Source organism: Paracoccus haeundaensis (assembly GCF_006239215.1).
In the GTDB taxonomy this organism is placed as follows: Bacteria; Pseudomonadota; Alphaproteobacteria; order Rhodobacterales; family Rhodobacteraceae; genus Paracoccus; species Paracoccus marcusii.
The window spans coordinates 1-15,920 of the sequence record NZ_VDDC01000050.1 but is presented as its reverse complement, the minus strand read 5'-3'; the positions used below and the strand labels follow the sequence as shown (position 1 = coordinate 15,920).

At 62.1% G+C, this 15,920-nt stretch carries 14 protein-coding genes and 1 pseudogene; 6 read left to right on the top strand and 9 right to left on the bottom strand.

All coding sequences use genetic code 11. From position 1 onward, the window contains the following. Window positions 1–171: 171 nt before the first annotated feature. Both FHD67_RS18520 and FHD67_RS18515 read right to left on the bottom strand, forming a co-directional pair. Entirely contained in the window at window positions 172–468 is a 297-nt protein-coding gene (locus tag FHD67_RS18520) for a hypothetical protein (RefSeq protein WP_139599625.1), read from the bottom strand. A gap of 137 nt (window positions 469–605) precedes the next feature. Beyond that, window positions 606–899, bottom strand: coding sequence for an HU family DNA-binding protein (locus tag FHD67_RS18515; protein WP_139599624.1), 294 nt, complete (start codon window positions 897–899; stop codon window positions 606–608). Between the two features lie 543 nt (window positions 900–1,442). On the opposite strand from FHD67_RS18515, the gene FHD67_RS18510 reads away from it, so the two are divergent. Continuing rightward, window positions 1,443–3,626, top strand: coding sequence for a methyl-accepting chemotaxis protein (locus FHD67_RS18510; RefSeq protein WP_139599623.1), 2,184 nt, complete (start codon window positions 1,443–1,445; stop codon window positions 3,624–3,626). Between the two features lie 239 nt (window positions 3,627–3,865). Here the strand turns inward: FHD67_RS18510 and FHD67_RS18505 are convergent, their stop codons facing one another. After that, window positions 3,866–4,750, bottom strand: a complete 885-nt coding sequence (locus FHD67_RS18505; RefSeq protein ID WP_218062349.1) for a LysR family transcriptional regulator — start codon at window positions 4,748–4,750, stop codon at window positions 3,866–3,868. A gap of 103 nt (window positions 4,751–4,853) precedes the next feature. Here FHD67_RS18505 and FHD67_RS18500 point away from each other — a divergent pair, with 103 nt between their 5' ends. Beyond that, window positions 4,854–5,972 carry an aldo/keto reductase gene (locus tag FHD67_RS18500; protein WP_139599621.1) on the top strand — a complete coding sequence of 373 codons (1,119 nt, stop codon included), beginning with the start codon at window positions 4,854–4,856 and terminating at the stop codon, window positions 5,970–5,972. A 673-nt stretch (window positions 5,973–6,645) separates the two neighbouring features. On the opposite strand, the gene FHD67_RS18495 is transcribed toward FHD67_RS18500, so the two are convergent. Then, entirely contained in the window at window positions 6,646–6,882 is a 237-nt protein-coding gene (locus tag FHD67_RS18495) for a hypothetical protein (RefSeq protein WP_139599620.1), read from the bottom strand. Window positions 6,883–7,663: 781 nt separating this feature from the next. Between FHD67_RS18495 and FHD67_RS18490 the strand changes: the two genes are divergently transcribed. Continuing rightward, on the top strand, window positions 7,664–7,843 hold the full coding sequence (locus FHD67_RS18490; protein ID WP_139599619.1) for a hypothetical protein: 180 nt from the start codon (window positions 7,664–7,666) through the stop codon (window positions 7,841–7,843). A 248-nt stretch (window positions 7,844–8,091) separates the two neighbouring features. Here the strand turns inward: FHD67_RS18490 and FHD67_RS18485 are convergent, their stop codons facing one another. The 5 genes and pseudogenes from FHD67_RS18485 to FHD67_RS20585 all read right to left on the bottom strand — a co-directional run bounded on the left by FHD67_RS18485 (window position 8,092) and on the right by FHD67_RS20585 (window position 12,031). Continuing rightward, window positions 8,092–8,520 carry a VOC family protein gene (locus FHD67_RS18485; RefSeq protein ID WP_139599618.1) on the bottom strand — a complete coding sequence of 143 codons (429 nt, stop codon included), beginning with the start codon at window positions 8,518–8,520 and terminating at the stop codon, window positions 8,092–8,094. A 234-nt stretch (window positions 8,521–8,754) separates the two neighbouring features. Then, complete coding sequence (locus tag FHD67_RS18480; RefSeq protein WP_139599617.1) at window positions 8,755–9,069, bottom strand: H-NS histone family protein; 315 nt, start codon at window positions 9,067–9,069, stop codon at window positions 8,755–8,757. Between the two features lie 64 nt (window positions 9,070–9,133). Beyond that, the gene (locus tag FHD67_RS18475) at window positions 9,134–9,967 is read right to left on the bottom strand and encodes a TrbL/VirB6 family protein (RefSeq protein WP_176695199.1); all 834 of its coding nucleotides are present in this window, start codon (window positions 9,965–9,967) and stop codon (window positions 9,134–9,136) included. Between the two features lie 74 nt (window positions 9,968–10,041). Beyond that, window positions 10,042–11,157, bottom strand: a pseudogene (locus FHD67_RS18470) (IS3 family transposase). A 724-nt stretch (window positions 11,158–11,881) separates the two neighbouring features. After that, a complete protein-coding gene (locus tag FHD67_RS20585; protein WP_176695198.1) occupies window positions 11,882–12,031 on the bottom strand; it encodes a hypothetical protein in 150 nt (49 codons plus the stop codon). Between the two features lie 137 nt (window positions 12,032–12,168). Between FHD67_RS20585 and FHD67_RS18455 the strand changes: the two genes are divergently transcribed. From FHD67_RS18455 to FHD67_RS18445, 3 genes are all read left to right on the top strand, one after another. Continuing rightward, on the top strand, window positions 12,169–12,696 hold the full coding sequence (locus tag FHD67_RS18455) for a hypothetical protein (RefSeq protein WP_176695197.1): 528 nt from the start codon (window positions 12,169–12,171) through the stop codon (window positions 12,694–12,696). 151 nt (window positions 12,697–12,847) lie between these two features. Further along, on the top strand, window positions 12,848–13,951 hold the full coding sequence (locus FHD67_RS20580; RefSeq protein ID WP_176695196.1) for a hypothetical protein: 1,104 nt from the start codon (window positions 12,848–12,850) through the stop codon (window positions 13,949–13,951). 100 nt (window positions 13,952–14,051) lie between these two features. Continuing rightward, the coding region (locus FHD67_RS18445) for an AAA family ATPase (RefSeq protein ID WP_139599614.1) at window positions 14,052–15,920 on the top strand (1,869 nt) is incomplete at its 3' end.

Sequence of the window (15,920 nt, the reverse complement as noted above, 5' to 3'; positions counted from 1 at the left end):
ACCGCTGCTCTGCGGACAACGGCGCATGCGTGAAACCGCTTGACTGAAACGACCCCGTTACCGAAGTCCTGACCCTAGGTAGGCTTAGCCTGCCGTGCCATCTGCCCTAATAGCCAACGCGGATCAGAGCAAACGGACAAACCATGCCGCCGCACCGTGCAGACGCGGCGATCAGGACCGATCGCCGCCAAACTCTGAGAACGCGTTGCGGACGCGTTCCGCCTCAGCCTCGTCGTCTACGCTCACCGAGACCTTGATCCGGTCGTTAAGCGCCGCGTCCACGCGTTCAGAAGGAGTGGGAGAGTCGGAGGCATTGTCTCCTCCGGACGTGTCCTCTCCCGCGCTGTTCAACGTGCCATCGGCAACAACCTCGATGGCCTTTCGGTTCAAGCCAAACTCCTGCACCAACCGCTCGATGCTCATTTCCGCTTCGCGCCGTGTTTCGAACGTCGCCTCTAGAAGTGCCATATTTGCCTCGTTGTGATGGGGTCAGGGTACTGATTTCTCGCTTGTCATAGCAAGACACAACGTGCCGGGCTGGCTCATGGGTCCAGTGTTTCATTCAGGCGAACTTGGGGACCCTGCGTTGGAAGGGGGAAAGGGGATCAGTCGGGGGCAGTGGGACGGTTGAGCCGCTCCAAGATATGACCGCCGGCCCTGAACCGCAGAACCTGCTTGCGCGCCACGGAAATAACCTCACCGGTCCTGGGATTACGCCCCGTCCGAGCCTCGCGGACCTTGCAGGTAAAATTGCCGAACTTCCGCAACTCGATCCTGTGGCCTTGCGCCAGACCGGTAGTGATCGCGTTCAGGATTGTATCGAGAGCTGGTTCCACCGCGTGCCGGGGCAAATGCGGGTGTGCCTGGAGCAACTTCTCCAGCAGTTCAGAACGGACCATTGGGCCTCTTCCTTCGTCTCACTAGGGCATGCACAGGCCTCTTTGACGCTTCGGCCCGCTGTTCCAACTGTCAGCATCCCTTCTAGGTCCAGACAGTTTTCCTAGCGTTTGTTTGCTGACGGTTTGGGACAGCATTCCAGGCCTAATAATTCAACACTAATGTAATATAAGAATATCATTTAGTGCTGCGGTAATTTTTTAAAATATCATATGATACAGTAAGCCAATCACCACTTGATTAATAAGTATAACACATAAATATTTCGGGCATCGTATTTTTACGCAAACAGTTCAGTTTGCATAAATAAAAATGTTCATACGCAATAATAAACGCTATTTTCATTTTTAGCTCCTAAACCGGAGGCACACATTGGTGCGTCCTGGCGATCGCCTTACGGCTTCCCTCCAATGTCTTCACAGGCAGAAAAGACCGCATTCCAACTTCTCAATACCATCGGCTCCAGGCCGATGTCTGTTCGTCGCTGCTGCCCTGGAGGGGTGCAACATCTGTCCGTCCGCTTATCATAGGTCATAAGCACCATCATGCTGAAGAACATCAAGATTTCCCGCCAGATCGCGGCGGGGTTTGCACTGATCCTGATCCTCCTGGTTCTCCTCGCCGGATTTACCGAACATCAGATCACACGCGCAAATGCTGCACATGGGCAGACCGCGGTGGCGGAACGGGAAGCCCAGCTCGCAGTGGAAATCGCGAAAGGGGTGTCCGATGCAGATCGCACGATCCTGCGGTTTCTTGGTGCACCAGACGACACGAAGGCAGCAGCCATCGTGACCGCGATGAACCATGTCCGTGGTCTTGCAGACCGGGCCCAGAGTGAGGGCATCGCCCAGGGCCAAACGCTTGTCGCGCTGAAGGACCGTCATATCGAGGAGGCTCAGGCATTCTCGCAAGCGTATCTTGCCCGGGATGTTCAGATGCGTCGCATCGTCGAGCTAAGTACCTTGGCGCGAGAGGGAATGGATAACCTGCAAACAGAGTTGCAGGCCGCAGGGGACGTGCAGCGCGCGCTTCTCGTGGCAAATGCCAACAAGACGCTCCTTCGAATGCGTCTGCGTCTTGTTGCAGCACTTCCAACCGCGGGGTCTGATGCTTTTGCCGAAGCCTCCGACCTGTACTCCAACCTGCAGGATCAGCTCTCCCGCGCAGGACTTCCGCTTGCGGACCCGCGTATTCGGGCCGGTTTGAATGATGTGAACGCGATCACCCAAGATCTTTGGAGCGAGGCAGTTGCCGTCGATCGTGGTATGGGTGATCTTCAGAACGGTCTTCTCACCGTGCGTGCAACGGCAGACGAGGTCCTGGCCGTGACTTCGGAAATCCAGGATGCAGCCGAGACCACGGCAGCCTCGAGCGCACAAGCTGCCAAGAAAATTTCCTCGATGACGGTGCTTTCGGTGTTTGTGGGTGTCGGTCTGACCGTTCTTATGGGCGGTGCGATTGCCATCGTACTTTCCCGCAGCCTGTCGCGTGGCCTGACCCGAACCTTGGATCAGACGAACCGCCTTGCCGACGGAGATCTCTCATTCGACATCACAGGCGATGAGGGCCGAAACGAGCTGGCCGCGCTGGCTCGATCCCTCAATGTGTTCCGTCAGAATGCCATCGAACGTCGTGATCTGGAGGCGGAAACCCGCCGCCTTGAAGCAGAGGAAATGGCGCGGCGGGAGGTTCAGGCGCGCCAGCAGGCCAGGGTTGTCGACGACATCGGCGCTGGATTGTCGCGCCTGGCGACCGGTGATCTGACCCAGGAGATTGCCAGCCCTGCCCATGACCCATTCCCGGCCGATTACGAGGCGCTGCGCAAAGCCTATAACGAGGTTGTCAGCGGTCTGAGCCGGACGGTTGTGTCCATTTCGCAGGTGGCGGATCAGGTTCGCAGTGGCGCCGACGAGATCACCTCAGCAGCACAGGACCTTGCCAGTCGTGCAGAAACGCAGGCTGCCGCGCTGGAACAGTCTGCAGCGGCTCTGACGGAAATGAACGCAAGCGTCCGTTCGACGGCAGAGCGGGCAGGCCATGCTGAAACATCCGGGCGTCAGAACCGCGAGATCACTGAGGCTAGCTCGATTGTGGTGCGCGATGCCGTGGAGGCCATGGGAGGGATCAAGCAATACTCCGACCAAATCACCCGGATCATCGACGTGATCGAGGACATCGGGTTTCAGACGAACCTTCTGGCCCTCAATGCGGGGGTAGAGGCCGCCCGTGCCGGTGAAGCAGGGCGTGGGTTCGCCGTCGTGGCCTCGGAAGTCAGGAGCCTCGCGCAGCGCGCGTCGGAGTCTGCGCGTGACATCAAGACGCTTATTTCGGAGAGCGCCGCGCAAGTGCAGCTCGGCTCGGACCTGGTGGGGGGCATGGGCAAGAGCCTCGACACGATCCAGCGCCAGGCGCAGGATGTTTCCGCGCAGATTTCGGGCATTGCTGTCGCTGCAAGTGATCAGGCGGTTGGGCTGGCCGAGATCAATTCCGGTATCAATCAGCTGGATACCGTAACCCAACAGAACGCGGCCGTGGCGGAGGAATCAAATGCCGCTGCAGTAGCGCTACAGCAGCGCGCCGATGAGATGACGCGGGAAGTATCACGTTTCAGGGTGAATGCAGTGTCGGCTCCGACTTCTGTCCGCCCTTCAAGCCGTCCGGCAAGTCCTGCTCGGAGCAATCTCAGGCTATTGGGAGGTCGCAGCGGTGAGATTACTGAATTCTGATGGTCGATCTTCCCACACCTACCTTCTGGCGGGTGTGGGTGGCGAAGGTAGCGCCGTCCCGCACAGCCGACCCTTGGAAGCTACAGGCCAGCGGCAGCTCTGCGGGGGACCAAGCTGCCGTTCGCCGCGCCTGCAGCCTCACCGTCGAGAAAGGCCGGGTGCGCGTGCCGCGTTTGCATTCGTTGCGGCAGTCACGACTCTCTATGTTGGCTCTTTATGGCGATTTCCTTTCTCACACCCTACTCCTTGAGATGGTCGATCAACGCGCGCAGCATCGCGGGGACCTGTCGCCGGCTCGGGTGGAACAGGAAGGCGCCGGGATAGGGTTGGCACCATTCGTCCAGCACCCGCTCCAGCCGTCCGGTGGCAAGGTCCTCGGCCACGTCGTCCTGTTCGGTCCAGCCGGCCCCGCAGCCCGCCCGCACCGCGGCAAGCGCCAAGTCCGCCGAATTGCAGGCCAGCGGGCCGCGAACCTGAATGCGCAGCTCCTTGCCGTCCTTCTCGAAATCCCACGGCAACAACGATCCGTTGCCGAGGTTGCGGTAGCTGATGCAGGGATGGGCGAGCAAATCACGCGGATGGCGGGGGCGGCCGTGGGTGTTCCAGTAATCCGGTGTCGCAACGACAGCCATGCGCAGCGACGGGCCGATCCGCACGGCGATCATGTCACGTTCGACGCTCTCACTGAACCGGATGCCCGCATCGAAGCCCAGAGACACCAGATCACGCAGTCCGTCATCGACATTCACCTCGACCGTAACGCCCGGATGGCTGCTGAGAAAGCCGGGCAGCTTGCGCGAGAGCAGCGTCGAGGCCAGCCAGTGGAAGGTCGTCAGCCGCACCGTCCCTGCAGGCGAGGCACGCCATTCGGCCAACGTTGCGAGACCTGCATCGATCTCGGCCAGCGCCGGAGCGAGGCGGTCCAGCAGCGCCGCGCCGGCCTCGGTTGGGGCGACCGAGCGGGTGGTCCGCGCCAGGAGTCGCAGGTCGAGCCGTTCCTCCAGCGCGCGCATCGCGTGGCTGAGGGCCGAGGGCGACACGCCAAGCTCCGCGGCCGCCGCAGTGAAGCTGCGCGTCCGGGCGATGACCGCGAAGGCCGCCAGATCGTTGAGGTTCTGCCGCATCATCTGTGAAGAATACTCACAGGCTCATGCCGCGGAAAGCGGCTAATGCGGCGCGCCGCGCGGCTCTACGGTCACGGCATCACCGCACCGAGGAGCATGATGCATGCAAATGACAGATTACCGCAGCTTTGGCCAATCGGGGCTGATCGTCAGCCCGCTTTCGCTTGGCACCATGACCTTCGGGGCCGGCCGGTGGGGGAGCGATCTTGCCGAGGCGCGGGGCATCTTCGACGCCTATGTGGCCGCCGGCGGCAACATCATCGACACGGCCGATGTCTATAGCGGCGGTGAAAGCGAGCGGATGCTGGGCCTAATCGTGAGGGACAGCGGGCTGCGCGACCGGCTGGTGCTGTCCACCAAGTCCGGCTTCGCCCGATCGCAAGGCCATCCGCTGCATGGCGGAAACGGCGCGATCAACATCCGTCTCGGGATCGAGGGCTCGCTGCGCCGGCTCGGGACCGACCGGATCGACCTCTACTGGGTGCATGTCTGGGACCGAACGACCCCGCCGGAAGAGGTGTTGCGGACGCTGGCCGCTGCAGTGGCGCGCGGCGAGATCCTCTATTACGGCTTCTCGAACACGCCTGCCTGGTATGTCGCCAAGATCGCCACGCTGGCCGCGGCGCATGGTCTGCCGGGGCCGATCGGGCTGCAGAACGCTTGGTCGCTAATCGATCGCGGGGTTGAGCTGGACCTAGCACCAATGGCTGCGCATTTCGGCCTTGGGATCATGCCCTGGAGCCCGCTGGCTGGCGGCCTGCTGACCGGAAAATATGGCCGCGAGATGCTGGCCGAGGCCGGACGCGCCTCGGCGGTGCCGGACCGCGCCATGGATGTCGAAGCGGGCAAGAGCGACCGGCTGAGCGGCGACAACCCCTATGGCGGCATGCTGTTCACCGAGCGCAACTTCAAGGTCGTGGACACCCTGCGCGATGTGGCGGCCGAACTGGACGTTCCGATGGCGCAGGCGGCCCTGGCCTGGGTCCTGTCGCGGCCGGGCGTCAGCACGCTGCTGATGGGCGCCAGCCGGCCAGAACAGGTCACGGCCAATATCAAGGCGTTGGATATCAAGTTGTCGCCGGAACAGAAGGCCCGACTGCACAAGGCCAGCGCTCTGCCGGCGCTGAACCCCTACTTTATCTTCCGATTGCCGCGCAAGGTGATCTTCGGCGGGCAGTCCGTGCAGCCGTGGAAGGAGGCAGCCACCAGCCACGGAGCCTAGGCCGTTTCTCACGCGGCGGAGGCAGCATGTAGATATTACTGCACCTTGTACCACCGTCCAACTTCGGCAAACCGCACTGCAGCCTCCACAATAGATAACTGTCAGCTTTAGGCCGAACGTTTTCTCATGCACAGGCATTCGCTGCAGCCACCGCGACCGTCGGTGATGGGCTCTTAGCGTCGGTCGGCTGCATGGCAATAGGGGGCTGCTATCAAACGCGCGGAGTAGGCTGTCTGCAACGCAGAAAGACAGGCTTTAGTGAGGTGTTATAATACCTATTAGTCTTGATTACGACTTATTTTGCTTTGTCATAGCGCAGTTTCGCATCAGACAGTTGAGCCAAAGCAGCTATTAGCTCACGCCGTAGTGAGAGCAACTGGAGTTGGTTCTGCGCGATCGCCTTTTCGCACATCTCCACCTGCGCATGCGCGTCTGATAGCGCAGAGGCGAGCCTCTCACGGCGGACATGGTCTAGGTTCACTGTCATGTTGGCCAAACTTGGCAGCCTGAACTGACGTGTTCATACCATCTCTCCTGGCCAAACCGCAAACATTCCTGCTCGCAGACAAACTTGCTGGGCAGCCAAGAGAGACACCTGCCCGAAAGGGAGAGCCTGCGTCACTTTTCTAGTCATGACTGCGTTGATGCTACTCAATGCAAAAAAAGGTTTTCTTTAAACTTCGATTAAGGTCTCAGCTGTCTCATCGATACGATATTTCCCTGCATCGATGCGGGTTACAGATTGGCCTGTGTCGCTAACCCGGTATCGGGCGCCTTGATCGCCAACAGTTGTAGACCCATCAGCGTCTGCATCCTGCACGTTTTCTTCTGCCTCGTTATCCTGCACGCAGTCAATCATCACCAGCTCGTTACGTTCGTTACGGGTCGATATGGTCAGTGCCTTTGGCATGAGGATTTCCTTTCGCCGCGTGTTTCACCAGCAAAGCATAGCAATTTGATTTCCGCAAATTGCTGGTATCCGCCATCGGTCTTCTAGACTGGATGGGACGGCCTCCTTAGCTGCGGGGATCACCAATAAGGTTATTACGCTTTGTAGACAGCGTCCGAGATCTATGCCGCGCAACAGACATCTGCATGCATGAGCGTCACTTAAATGAGCAAGCCTGCTGCGAGCCCAACCGTCAGTCCAAACGCGCCTCCAAGCGTCACGCCGCGAAAGAATAAGCAGCAGGGACACGACGTGTGGAAGTAATTGGTAACGCGTGAGGTCCAGTGCTCCGGTGTATCGCACCAGGATGGTACACAAGCGCGGCTACCCCATGCCATCGAGTTGGAGAGCCAGTTGTCCTCCCAGTCACCGGTCCCACCATCAAGATCATCGGCTTTGGGCTCTGGCGAATTATCAGGTGTTTCCGGCCGGAACCGGAATGGATTGATACCCATCAGTTACCTCATGAAGAACGCAGGGGATCGCCAACGACGTGGGCCTGTCACGATTATGAACGCCAGGCAGCGCCTACAGTTCAGATACTTGCCGTATGAGTTCGTGTCAGACGTAACTTGCACGGGGCATCTTACGCATATGCGACGCCAATGCGGAGGCCGCAGCATGATGTACCCTACCGTTGATTGACGTGAAAACGCGACGGGTGTTGCCATTGATCTACCTATGCGCGAATATCGCGGCCTTAACCGGTGTGTTCCGACGTGCCGTGGAACGGAGACTAGGCATGATCCAGGCAACCCAAAATTCACGCATTCACACGCTGCGCATCAGCGAACACCAGTCCATCCAAGGGACCCGTGAGCAGCTTATTGATCGGCTTGTCAGTGGTCTGCTGAAAGGCTGTGATCAGGTTGCAGCGTGGGTGGACGCAAGATTGGATGCCCAGAAAGGCGTGCGGGCTTAAGTCGGGCGGTCATACTCTGACACAGTGCCTCCGATAAGGTCGGGCCAAGCGGAACCTGTCCTTCGTGGATGCGGGTATGACACCTGGGCAGGCCGAGGCACCCGTCCGGATCTGGCAGGCTGGCGCGATCAGCTACCAGATCCTTTATGAATTTACAGCGCGGAGAATTTGCCAGCGTAGAGCGAACGGCTGACGACGAGACGAAGCTGTCAAACCTCGAGAGCAGATCAGGATGATGTGGCCGTGCTCTAAAACTTGACCTCGACGGAGGCAGCGCTTCGGTGTGAGGGGCCATGGTAGACAGCTTCGATGTTGTTTCCTGCAGGATCGATCAGGAAGGCTGCATAGTAGCCGGGATGATAGGGTCTGTGTCCCGGAGCACCGTTGTCGGTTCCTCCCGCGGCCAAGCCGGCCCTGTAGAAAGCTTCGACGGTGTCGGTGCTATCCGCATGGAATGCCAGGTGATGTCGTCCGGTCAGCTGACCTAACGCGGCGTGACTGTCTTTCGATGATACGAACAGCTCGTCGGCCCAGAAGTGGTCGTCCGCGATGTCGCCCATCGGGATGTTCAGGGCACCGAGTACGGCTTGGTAGAACTTGAGGCACTTCGGCAGATCCTCAACGATCAGATGAAGATGATCGATCAGGCGCCCGCGATGCAGCTGGTCCGTTTCCATGGCTTGGTCCTTTTTTACCCATGACCGAGAGCATGAGGGTCCAACCTTACCCGATCAATCGGAGAATCCCCGCAGCTGGCACCTAGGACGCCGGCGGCAAATTCATGCCTGCGAGGCAGGCTTCAGTACAAGGAGTGAGCCATTAGCTCTGAAGATCGAGAAGTTACAGCTGTAGAAGCCGCACAATAAAAAAGGGCGGCCGAAAGGCTGCCTCTTCTGCATTCTTCTAGACGTTTACTTGATCAATAGATCATCAATGCTGCCACCGGCATCCAAGTGACCCTTCACCCAACGGGGCTGACGCCCGCGGCCTGTCCAGGTTTCAGACATGTTATCAGGATTGGCATATTTAGGCGCAACGGTTGTCTTCGCTGCCTTTCCGCCACCAAGCAGCTCCTTGAGCGAGAAGCCATGTTCCTCTGCCACTTGCTGTGCGGCAGCCATGGCCTGTTCTTTTTTCTTTGCTTCATAACTGTCGATCTGGCGACCGACAGCCTTATGAAGATCGCGAAGCTCTTTCAGCGACATATTCTCAAGATCGATTTTCATCCGTGTTCCTTTACATAAACAAGGGCAACCATACGCTGCCCTTAAGTTCTTCGCTTAGCTATTATCATTTTCTCAAGATGCGAGCTTTGTCATGCATTCTATTAATAGAATCTGCAACTCCTGTTGTCGCTTGACAAACAGATGGGTGGGCGGAAAAGGCTTGCCCGGCTCGACCTAATGCATTCTCTCCGCGCAGCGTCTGCCCTGGCGTCTTGGCAAGAGCCACACCATTTGATGCGGCACTTGTGCTATACCCATATGCGCTTTTTCCGGTGCTCACGATGGTCCTAGAACCGCCCATGAACCTCTGTGAAGCAGCAACAACACCGAGCAATTGCAGGTTCCCTGATACACTACCTACAATGGTCGGAAGCAATGCCACGCAAAGCAAAATAAGAATCATCAGCACGATAAATGGAAGGAAAGCACCGATACTGTCATAGCTATCTGTGCCAATTCGGTTGATCATATCGTTTCCCATGGAAAGCATGATCGAGAAGATCGAGGCTATGAACAGGGGATACAATGACCAGCTGATGCAGGCTGCAAGCCAGCGTTCGAAAAACCCTTTTGTCGCTTCGAACAGCGTCATTGCGATCATGATGGGAGCAAGCCCCAACAGAACCGTGATAACGACCTTTGGGAATAGGATCATAAGAGCAGAAACGGCAGCTACCGAACCAATGAGCAATGATGAAATTCCCATCATGATCATGGTTCCAAAAAACCCGCCCATTTCACGACCTATCGTCGTCGCAGCCGTAGAAAAACTATCCAACATATCATCTATGGCTGACGCAAATCCGTCTGTGATTGTTGGCCTAATCATGCCGTTTCCATTAGACGCAAGGATGCCGCCTGCGGTGCCTTGACCTGCCCCCGCGGCCCCCTCGAACATAACGAGAGTCTGCCGGTTTGTACTGCGCTGCTCCCTAACCTTGGACCGCCGGATGCTGGAGTTTTCCGGCTTCGTCATGGCGACGGGCTGGCTGCGCCGCCGGGATAATGCAGGGCGATCGGGACGTTATATCCGATGGCGCTGTGGGGTCGGTCCTTGTTGTAGTGCCTGCGCCAAGTCTCCAGCGTTTCCTGTGCGTCCGCAAAACTCATGAACCAGTGCGCGTTCAGGCATTCGGACCTGAGCTTGCTGTTGAACGCCTCGATGAAGCCATTGTCGGTGGGCTTGCCAGGGCGTGAGAAGTCCAGGGTGATATGGTTGGCGTAGGCCTACAGATCGAGGTCGCGCGAGATGAACTTGCTGCCATTGTCGACCCGGATCGTCTTGGGATAGCCGACCTGGGCACAGACCCGTTCCAGTGTCCGGACCACATCCTCGCCGCGGTAGGTGAAGCGCGGGTCAGCTGCTGGACAAAAACGGGAATGCGTGTCGACGATCGTCAGGATCCGCAGCTTGTTGCCGAGGGCGAGTTGGTCATGAACAAAATCCATGGCCCAGACATCGTTCGGCCCGACAGCCTCCTGGCGATCATCGCGCAGTTTGGCCTTCACCCGCCGTTTCAGGTTCTTGTTCCTGAGCTGCAGACCTAATTCATTGTATATCCTGCGTGTCTTCTTGATGTTCACCTGCCAGCCCTCCCGTCGCAGCAAGACGTGGACACGCTGATATCCGTAGCGCACCCGCGTTTCGCAGATTTCCTCGATCCGTCGTGCGACGGCCGCCTGATCGGTGCGCCGGGACTTGTAGTGGAACGTGGAGGTGTCGAACTGCAGGGTCCTACAAGCCCTGCGTATCAACGCGAACGAGTTCGCGCATCCGACCAGGGTGAGCCAGCAGGCGCCACCGGTTCAAGCCTACTGGCGAACGAACTTTCGCCGGATGACGTCCTGCAACATCTCCCGGTCGAGGGTCAGGTCGGCGACGATCTTCTTGAGCCTCCTGTTCTCATCCTTCAGTGCCTTCAGTCGGCGCATCTCGTTGGGCAGCAGCCCGCCATACCGCTTCTTCCAGTAGAAGTAGGTCGCTTGGCTAATCCCCGCCTTGCGGCAGATCTCGCCCAACGGCGTGCCATCATCGCCTTGCTTCAGGATGAACGCCTTTTGCGCTTCCGTGAACTTCGATGCCTTCATCGTTCTCCGCTCCTCTCCCAGCTAGGGAAGGTTAGCCGAAAACTTCAGCTTCAAACGGTCCAGTTCTCAGGGGGCAGAGCACTGGGACTAATGAGGTAGATAGGCGAGCGTCCTCATGTGCGTGCCGTCGGTCGAGCCAGTCTCGCCCAGATCACACAAGGGGGGAAAAACGTGTTCGTCCACAACGCGCAACATCTCGCGCGCCTCGAAGTTCTTGAAGCGCGACCAGCGGAGGTTGTCGTAAGCTTCGCCCTTGGCATCGTGGCCTCCGGCGAAGACCCGTCGGGCGATGGGCCTGCCGAGTTGCTCAGCCTTTTTGCTCGGCCTTTGCCACCATCACCAGCAGCAGGTAGTCGAGCCGCTTTATGAACCGCAGGTAGGTGATCTACTCGATGACCGAGACGAGGTTGGACACCCCACCGGACCAAAGGGCATTCCAGATCTGGCTAATCTAGGAGCGGATAGGACCTGTCAGTATGGAAAACTTCGTCGCGTGATCGGACGTGCATATCGCGGGGGCAGCGGAAGCCAATCCCGGAGGCAGGTGGGCAACAAGAGGTGTTTATCAATGAATTTTAGGAATGGGTTTGGCCGAATGTGAAGTCCCGTAGCCTCGCGGCGGCGGCCGCTTACCTCAGCAGGAAGCGCAGGACTTGACGCTCGAACTGCTACACTACAGCGATTCGGATCGCAGAACCGCCAGCTTGAGTGAGGCAGATGATTATCAAACTCGCTTGGCCGCTTTAAGACCCAGCATGATCAGCTGACGGATCGCCTCGGCCTCTGATTGGATACCGTTTTCATCCCGAAATAGGGCAATCTGTTCAACCTGCTCGTTGGTCAGGGCAATCAGCTTCTTGACGGGATAAAGCATAGGCTTCGGCATGATGTGGAACTAAGCTCAATCCATGATGTTGACAAGCGCTGATAAGCAATATAGCTTATAGCGAGCTTAGGTAGGGATTGCAGTCCCGCCCCAAGCTCTAACCGAAACCGATCGTATGGAGATCGATGATGGCTAATCGCAGCCTTACCACGCCTGTGGGCGTGACGGAACCGGCATCGCGCCACTTCACCCACACGCCGATCTCGCGCGCCTTCTCGGGGCTTCTCGCGGGGCTTGCGGCCCATGTCGAGGCCGAGCGCGACATCAGCGCGGCCGACGTCCGGGACCCGGACTTCGCCGCGTCGCTCGGCGAGGCCGAGGCGGCCCGTGCGGGCGTCCTCGCCCGGATCGACGGGATCCGCAGCGCCGCGGTGATGCGCCCCGAGGACCGGCCCCTGCGACACATGGCGCTGATCTGCTACCTGCTGATGCAGGCCGGCACCAATGCCGAGTTCCGCGAGGCCCGGCAGGTCCTGGACCAGGCGCCCGGTCTCTTCGCCTGCCCGGGCCATGGCGCCGTGGCCTGGCGCTGCCGGCAGATGCTGCGCAGCATGCGCGTGGCAGTCGGGGAGATGGCCTCCCTGCCCTGCCATCTCGATCCCCACGAGATCGAGCCGCAGACGGCCGCGGTCGCAACGCCGGTCCCGGCCTGACCCTTTCCCCTTCCTGACCCGCGCTGCTGCCTGCCGCGACCCCGCCATTCCGGGGCGGTCCGATGCTGCACGCGCGCGCGTCCTGCACATCCCTCGCGCGGACGGGTCGCGCGAGGGCGGGTTTTCCTTACCTCAGCATCTGGAGGCGTCCATGCCCCGCAAACCCCGCTCCGCCGCATCCGACCCTGCGACGATGTCGTCCTGCCCGACCGCCGATCCTGCGGCTCCCGCCGACCCGGCCACTCCGAGCACTCTCCTCGTGGACGGCGCGTCCCTGGCGGTCCATCCCGGCCCCCTCTCCCCCGGCTGGATCGCCGCCGCCGAGGCCAAGGGCTTCGACATCGCCGGCCGGGTCATCGACCGGCTGCACCTGGCGCTGCGCTGCCGGACCTGCGGGCGTGTCTTCACCTGCCGGAACTTCACGCTGATGTCGGGCCGGCCGATCTGCCATGCCTGCCTGGAGGCCCGCCGGGCGGAGACCGCGGCCCGGGCGGCACTGGTCTACCTGGGCCGTGACCCGGAGGAGACCGCCTACGGGCTCTATCGCGCCCGCTGCGGCCACGACCAGCGCCGCCAGTTCGACTATGTCCGTCGGATGGCCGAAGGCACGGCGGGCCTGCGCTGCGAGGCCTGCTTCGCGGCAGAGGAGGCGGCCATCGCCACGAGGCGTGGCTGGACGCGGATCGGCCCGGACCCCGAGCGCAATCCGAACTACCATCTCTATCGCCATGCCTGCGGGACCGAGCGGCGCATCGCCCGGGCGAACCTCTTCTGGGGGCAGGTCGACTGCCCGGGCTGCGGCACGGGCTGGAGCGCGCGGGAGAGCCGCATCTACCTGCTGGACCTGCGCCATGGGGATCGCCACTTCCTGAAGCTGGGCTACTCCGCCCATCCGGAGAAGCGGCACCGCCATCAGCTGGGCCTGCCCCCCGAGGCCCGCGTGCGGGTCCTGCGCGAGCTGGTCGTGCCCACCGGGGCTGCGGCCTGCGCGGCCGAGCAGCGGATGCACGGCGATCTGCGCCGGAGCTTTCCCGAGGCGGTCGTCCCGCGGGCGGAGTTCGCCGACATGCTCAACGTTACCCGCGAGATCTACCGCCCCGCGCTCCGGGCCGAGATCGAGGCCCGGCTGGACGCGCTGGCCGTGACGCTGGAGGCGCCTGATCCGACAGCGGCGGACCCGACCGCGCCCGACCCGACCGCGGCGGACGAGACCCCGCCCGAGGACCCCGGGACCGACGCATCCTCCGGCCGCTGAGCCCCGTCCTTTCCTGAACCCGTCGCGGGGCGCGCGCGCGCGCACAAAGGCTCGTGCCGGCGCCGCCCCGTCCCTTTCCCCGATCACGGGAGGTCCCGCCATGTCCGATTGGCTGACCCGCTTCCACAGTGCCGCCCGCCGCATCGATGCGGCACCCCTGCCCCCGCCCGAGATGCCCGACGTCGTCTTCGACGCCCTGGTCGAGGGGCGCATCGGCGAGATCGATGATCTCGAGACCATGACGCCGCCCGACGAGGAGATCTCGTTTTCCGAGACCCGTCCGCCCCTCGCACAGCGCCCGCTGATGGCGCTGACGCTGGCGATGCTCGCCCAAGCTTTGCCCGAGGCTTCCGACCTGGCACGGATGCTCCGTCCCGGGGCGATCACGCTCATGGCCTGCCGCCCGGCGGGGCTGGCCCCGGAGCTGGCCCGCCTGATGCAGGCGCTGATCGCCGCGGAGCATCCCGGGGTGCCGTTCGCCCTGACCTGCGCGGCGACGCCGCCGGGGACCGGGACCGCCTCCACCTCGGAGGCCAAGCCCCCGGAGGCGATCCGGTCCTTCTGGAAAGGGGTGCTGGCGGGCGGGGACATGCTGCATGTGCTGATCCTCGGCGGGGAGAACCTGCTGCCCCGGCGCATGGCGCGCCTGCTGCCGCCACCGCTGCATGTCGGCCCGCCCGACCGCGCGGCGGTGGCGGCGGTGCTGGATCTGGCGGTGACAGGCACGGCGCGCGCCTGCGCGACCGGTGCCGCGGCCCGCACCTGCGGCGTGCGCGGCGGGATCGGACCTCGCGCGGCCGGTCGTGTCCTGCCCGCGGCGGTACCGTCGCCTGTCCCACCATCGGACCTGCCTTCCGACGCGGCGCTCCGCGGGCTGGAGGCGGAAGCGTGGCACCTGGCCCTGCGCGCGCCGGACCCCGCGGCATGGACCGCCGAGCTGCGCCGCCTCGCGGCCGGCGCACCCGCGCGGAGGACCGCAACCCTGACACTCGACGATCTGTCCCTCGAGGACGGACCGGTCCGCGATGCGGCCACGCGTCTCGTCGCAGACATGGCCGGCTGGCGCGCAGGCCGGGTGGCCTGGTCCGAGATGACCCGCTCGCTCCTGATCCATGGTGCGCCGGGGACCGGCAAGACATGGCTGGCCCGCGCCATCGCCGGATCGGCGGGGCTGCCGCTGATCGCGGCCTCGCTCGGAGACTGGCAGGCGGCGGGGCATCTGGGCGATCTGCTGCGCGAGATGCGCGCCACTTTCGCGCGCGCCCGGACTGCGGCGCCCTGCGTGCTGTTCCTGGACGAGCTGGACGCCGCCGGCAGCCGTGGCTCCGACGACCGGCACGCCTCGACCTACCGCGCGCAGGTCATCGCCGGGCTCCTGGAACAGCTCGACGGGGTGCTGGGTCTCGAGGGGGTGCTGGTGCTGGCCGCGACGAACAACCCGGGCGCCATCGACCCGGCCCTGCGCCGTCCCGGCAGGCTCGACCGCACGCTGGCCCTGCCGCTCCCCGGCCGCTCAGGCCTGCACGCGATGCTCGCCCGGCAACTGGGTGACGCGCTGCCCCCCGAGGCGCTGGACGATCTGTCCCGTCGCGCCATCGGCCAGAGCCCGGCCGAGATCGATGCCGCCCTGCGCGAGGCCCGCAGCCTCGCCCGCGCTGCCGGCCGCGGCATCACCGCCGCCGATATTGCCGACGCCCTGGGTCTCGGCCCCGAGGCGCCGGGCCTGATGCGCCGCATGGGGGTTCACGAGGCGGGCCATGCGGTGGCCTTCCACCGCCTGCGCCGGGCCGGGGTTCTCGCCGGTCGCATCACCGCGGCGCGGATCGGTGCGACGGGCGGCCTCGTCGCCATCGAGGAGCAGGCCGGCATCCCGACCCGCGCGGGGCTGGAGGCGCGCATCACCTGCCGGCTGGCCGGGCGCGCGGCCGAGGCCCTGGTCCTCGGCGCCCCCGGCACCGGCGCGGGGGGC

Bases quoted from the DNA above. Each gene is read 5' to 3' on its own strand.
- FHD67_RS18520 (WP_139599625.1), bottom strand. From the start codon at position 468: ATGGCACTTCTAGAGGCGACGTTCGAAACACGGCGCGAAGCGGAAATG.
- FHD67_RS18515 (WP_139599624.1), bottom strand. From the start codon at position 899: ATGGTCCGTTCTGAACTGCTGGAGAAGTTGCTCCAGGCACACCCGCAT.
- FHD67_RS18510 (WP_139599623.1), top strand. From the start codon at position 1,443: ATGCTGAAGAACATCAAGATTTCCCGCCAGATCGCGGCGGGGTTTGCA.
- FHD67_RS18505 (WP_218062349.1), bottom strand. From the start codon at position 4,750: ATGCGGCAGAACCTCAACGATCTGGCGGCCTTCGCGGTCATCGCCCGG.
- FHD67_RS18500 (WP_139599621.1), top strand. From the start codon at position 4,854: ATGCAAATGACAGATTACCGCAGCTTTGGCCAATCGGGGCTGATCGTC.
- FHD67_RS18495 (WP_139599620.1), bottom strand. From the start codon at position 6,882: ATGCCAAAGGCACTGACCATATCGACCCGTAACGAACGTAACGAGCTG.
- FHD67_RS18490 (WP_139599619.1), top strand. From the start codon at position 7,664: ATGATCCAGGCAACCCAAAATTCACGCATTCACACGCTGCGCATCAGC.
- FHD67_RS18485 (WP_139599618.1), bottom strand. From the start codon at position 8,520: ATGGAAACGGACCAGCTGCATCGCGGGCGCCTGATCGATCATCTTCAT.
- FHD67_RS18480 (WP_139599617.1), bottom strand. From the start codon at position 9,069: ATGAAAATCGATCTTGAGAATATGTCGCTGAAAGAGCTTCGCGATCTT.
- FHD67_RS18475 (WP_176695199.1), bottom strand. From the start codon at position 9,967: ATGTTCGAGGGGGCCGCGGGGGCAGGTCAAGGCACCGCAGGCGGCATC.
- FHD67_RS20585 (WP_176695198.1), bottom strand. From the start codon at position 12,031: ATGCTTTATCCCGTCAAGAAGCTGATTGCCCTGACCAACGAGCAGGTT.
- FHD67_RS18455 (WP_176695197.1), top strand. From the start codon at position 12,169: ATGATGGCTAATCGCAGCCTTACCACGCCTGTGGGCGTGACGGAACCG.
- FHD67_RS20580 (WP_176695196.1), top strand. From the start codon at position 12,848: ATGCCCCGCAAACCCCGCTCCGCCGCATCCGACCCTGCGACGATGTCG.